The following is a 3,366-nucleotide window of genomic DNA, read 5'->3' on the forward strand; positions in this document are numbered from 1 at the left end:
CACCAGCACCCGCTTGCCCGCCGCCACTGCATAACGATGAGCGTAGCGATGCGCCGCGCCGGCCAGCATCACGCCGGGGCGGTCATTGTTCGGGAACACCAGCGGCTGTTCGATCGCCCCGGCCGCGACCACGATCGCCGTGGCTCGGATGGTCCAGAAGCGCTGGCGCGGCAGGTGCGCCGGCGGCTCGGCCAGATGGTCGGCGACGCGCTCGACCAGCCCGACCGTGCCGTGGTCGTAGATCCCGAAGGCGGTGCCGCGCGGCACCAGCGTCACCCGGTCGCCGAAGCCCCGCAGCGTCGCCAGCCGGTCCGCCACCCAATCCGTCGCCGGGCGGCCCTCGACCGGTTCGTCCTCGCCGAGCAGGCTGCCGCCGAAGCGGTCGCCCTCGTCGCACAGGATCACCCGGGCGCCGGCCTCGGCCGCGGCCAAGGCGGCGCTCAAGCCCGCCGGTCCGCCGCCCACCACCAGCACGTCGCAGAAGGCGTGGCGGCGCTCATAGCGGTCGGGGTCGGTCTCCGTCGGCGCGGTGCCCAGGCCGGCGGCGCGGCGGATGATCCGCTCATAGACCGGCTCCCAGAACGAGGCCGGCCACATGAAGGTCTTGTAGTAGAAGCCGGCCGGGAACACCGGGGCCAGCAGGCCGTTGACCACGCCCAGCGCGTCGAAGCTCAGCGACGGCCAGCGGTTCTGGCTGTTGGCGGCCAGCCCGTCGTACAGCTCGACCATGGTGGCGCGGGTGTTCGGCTCGTGCCGGCCGCCGCTGCGCAGCTCAACCAGCGCGTTCGGCTCCTCCGACCCGGCGGACAGGATGCCGCGCGGCCGGTGATACTTGAAGCTGCGGCCGACCAGGCGCACGCCGTTGGCCAGCAGCGCCGAGGCCAGCGTGTCGCCGGGATGGCCCTCATAGCGCTGGCCGTCGAAGGTGAAGCCGAGCCGCGCCGACCGGTCGATCAGCCCGCCCCGGGCCAGGCGATGGGAGGTCATCGTCCACTCTCCGCCACCGGGCGCCGCATCGGTTCGGCCGCCGTGATCTCATGGGTCAGCGTGTCGCGCGTGACCAGGATCCAGGACCGGCAGCCATAGCTGTGCTGCCAATATTCGCGATGCGAGCCGCGCGGGTTGTCGTGGCGGTAGACATGGTCGAACCAGGGCGCCGCCGCCGTCTCCTCATGCGCCGGGCGCGGCGTCTCGGCATCGCCGCCATAGAAGAACTCGGACAGGTCGCGCGGGCCGCACCAGGGGCAGGGGATTCGCATGTCGTCCGCTCCTCAGTGCCGGTTCGCGATTGGCCCGACGCCGTTCTCGTCGATGATCCGGCCGCGCTCGAACCGGTCGAGCGCGAAGGGCCGGTTCAGTTCGTGCGGTGCGCCGTTGGCGATGGTGTGGGCGCAGACCCAGCCGGAGCCGGGGATGGCTTTGAAGCCGCCATAGCACCAGCCCATGTTGAGATAGAGCCCGTCGATCGGCGCCAGGCCGATGATCGGGCTGCCATCCATCGACATGTCCATCACCCCGGCCCAGTGCCGCAGGATGCGGGTGCGCGACAGGTTGGGCATCAGCGCGATGGCGGCGGTGGCGATGTCCTCCACCACCGGCAGGTTGCCGCGCTGGGCGTAGGAGTTGTAGCCGTCCAGGTCGCCGCCGAAGACCAGCCCGCCCTTGTCGGACTGGCTGATGTAGAAATGGCCGCTGCCGCCCCAGGAGAAGACGTGGTCGACCACCGGCTTCAGCCCCTCGCTGACGAAGGCCTGCAGCAGATGGCTCTCGATCGGCAGCTTGAGGCCGAGCTTGCGGGTGAGGGTGGAGGAGGAGCCGGCGGTGGCCAGGCAGACCCGGTCGGCGCTGATCGGACCCTTGGCCGTCATCACCCCGGTCACGCGCTCGCCGTCGCGCAGGAAGTCCAGCACCTCGCAATCCTCGATGATGTCGACGCCGAGATTGCTGGCGCCGCGGGCGAAGCCCCAGGCCACCGCGTCGTGCCGGGCGGTGCCGGCGCGGCCCTGGCGCATGCCGCCATAGATCGGGAACAGCGCGTTGTCGGAATAGTCGAGGTTCGGCGCCATCCGGCGCAGATCGTCCGGCTCCAGCCACTCGGCGTCGATGCCGGCCAGGCGCATGCCGTTGCCGCGGCGGCGCAGCGCCATGGCGTTGCCCACCGACGTCGCCAGGAAGATCGAGCTGCGGGCCGAGAACATGACGTTGTAGTTCAGCTCCTCGCTGAGGCCGTGCCACAGCTTGAGCGACCATTCGTAGAAATGCTGGTTGTCCGGCAGCAGGTAGTTGGAGCGGACGATGGTGGTGTTGCGGCCGACATTGCCGCCGCCGATCCAGCCGCGCTCGATCAGCGCGACATTGGTGATGCCGTGGTTGCGGGCCAGGTAATAGGCGGTGGACAGGCCATGCCCGCCGCCGCCGACGATGACGACATCGTAGCTTTTCTTCGGCGTCGCCTTGCGCCACGCCGGCTCCCAGCCGCGATGACCGCCCAGCGCCTTCCGCGCCAGCGAGAAGAAGGAATAACGCTGCATCCTCGCGCCCGCCTCCGCCGGGTTAGCCCGGCACCTCCCGATCCTGCCTGTACAGTACACCACTGTATGTTGGAGGGAAGAGGGATGTCGGCGGGAGCGTTGCGGCTGCATAGGGATATACGGCGGCCGGACACAATTCCGCTTTGATTCCGAGTCACCGTCGCGGCTGGCCGACCGCGGGTCGGCAGGAGAGGACATGATGACCGGCATCACCACCGGAAGGCTGGCATCCGGTGCCTGGCGGATCGGCGGGGTCGGCGCCCTGGCGCTGCTGGTGGCCTGCGGGCCGACGCCGTCGGAGATGCAGTTGAACTACGCCGCGCAGCAATGCTCCTACGGCGATCCCTACGCCTGCAACGCGTTGCGCCAGCTGTCCTACCGGGCGCAGGTCGAGCGGCAGCAGCAGGACGCCAACACCGCGCTGGCGGTGGGCGCGCTGGCGATCGGCGGCCTCGCCATAGCCGCGGCCGCGGCGGATGACGATCACTACGACGGCTGGCGCCACCGGCGCTGGCGCGGCGATGGCTGGGGCCGTCGCGGTTGGGGGCGTCACCGCTGGTGAGATCGCCCGCCGCCTAGCGCCGCGCCACCACCAGCGCGTCGACGGCGACGGCACCGCGCGGCAGGGCCAGGATCGGATTGACGTCGATCGCCTCGACCAGATCGCCGAGCGCCGCCGCGAGGGCGGAGAAGCGTGCCGCCGCCGCGGCCAGGGCGTCGATATCGGCGGCCGGGGCGCCGCGGGCGCCGTCCAAGAGGGGGCGCAGCCGCAGCCGGTCGATCAGCCGCCGCGCCTCGGCAGCATCGAAGGGCGGCAGCGCGAAGGCGGCGTCCT

5 protein-coding genes are annotated in these 3,366 nt (G+C 71.0%); 1 reads left to right on the forward strand and 4 read right to left on the reverse strand.

Annotated elements, in window-relative coordinates; genetic code table 11:
- The 3 genes from P409_RS29960 to P409_RS29970 all read right to left on the reverse strand — a co-directional run.
- On the reverse strand, positions 1-987 hold a 987-nt coding region (locus tag P409_RS29960; protein ID WP_034847029.1), incomplete at its 3' end, for an FAD-dependent oxidoreductase.
- The gene (locus P409_RS29965) at positions 984-1,259 is read right to left on the reverse strand and encodes a sarcosine oxidase subunit delta (protein WP_034847030.1); all 276 of its coding nucleotides are present in this window, start codon (positions 1,257-1,259) and stop codon (positions 984-986) included. The genes P409_RS29960 and P409_RS29965, both read right to left, overlap by 4 nt.
- A 12-nt stretch (positions 1,260-1,271) precedes the next feature.
- Positions 1,272-2,531 carry a sarcosine oxidase subunit beta family protein gene (locus P409_RS29970; protein ID WP_034847031.1) on the reverse strand — a complete coding sequence of 420 codons (1,260 nt, stop codon included), beginning with the start codon at positions 2,529-2,531 and terminating at the stop codon, positions 1,272-1,274.
- A gap of 199 nt (positions 2,532-2,730) precedes the next feature.
- On the opposite strand from P409_RS29970, the gene P409_RS29975 reads away from it, so the two are divergent.
- Positions 2,731-3,093, forward strand: a complete 363-nt coding sequence (locus P409_RS29975; RefSeq protein WP_152613619.1) for a hypothetical protein — start codon at positions 2,731-2,733, stop codon at positions 3,091-3,093.
- A gap of 13 nt (positions 3,094-3,106) precedes the next feature.
- Here P409_RS29975 and P409_RS29980 read toward each other — a convergent pair.
- Positions 3,107-3,366: acetate--CoA ligase family protein (locus tag P409_RS29980; RefSeq protein ID WP_034847034.1), on the reverse strand; the 260-nt coding region annotated here is incomplete at its 5' end.

Source organism: Inquilinus limosus MP06 (assembly GCF_000767795.1).
Classification (GTDB): Bacteria; Pseudomonadota; Alphaproteobacteria; order DSM-16000; family Inquilinaceae; genus Inquilinus; species Inquilinus limosus_E.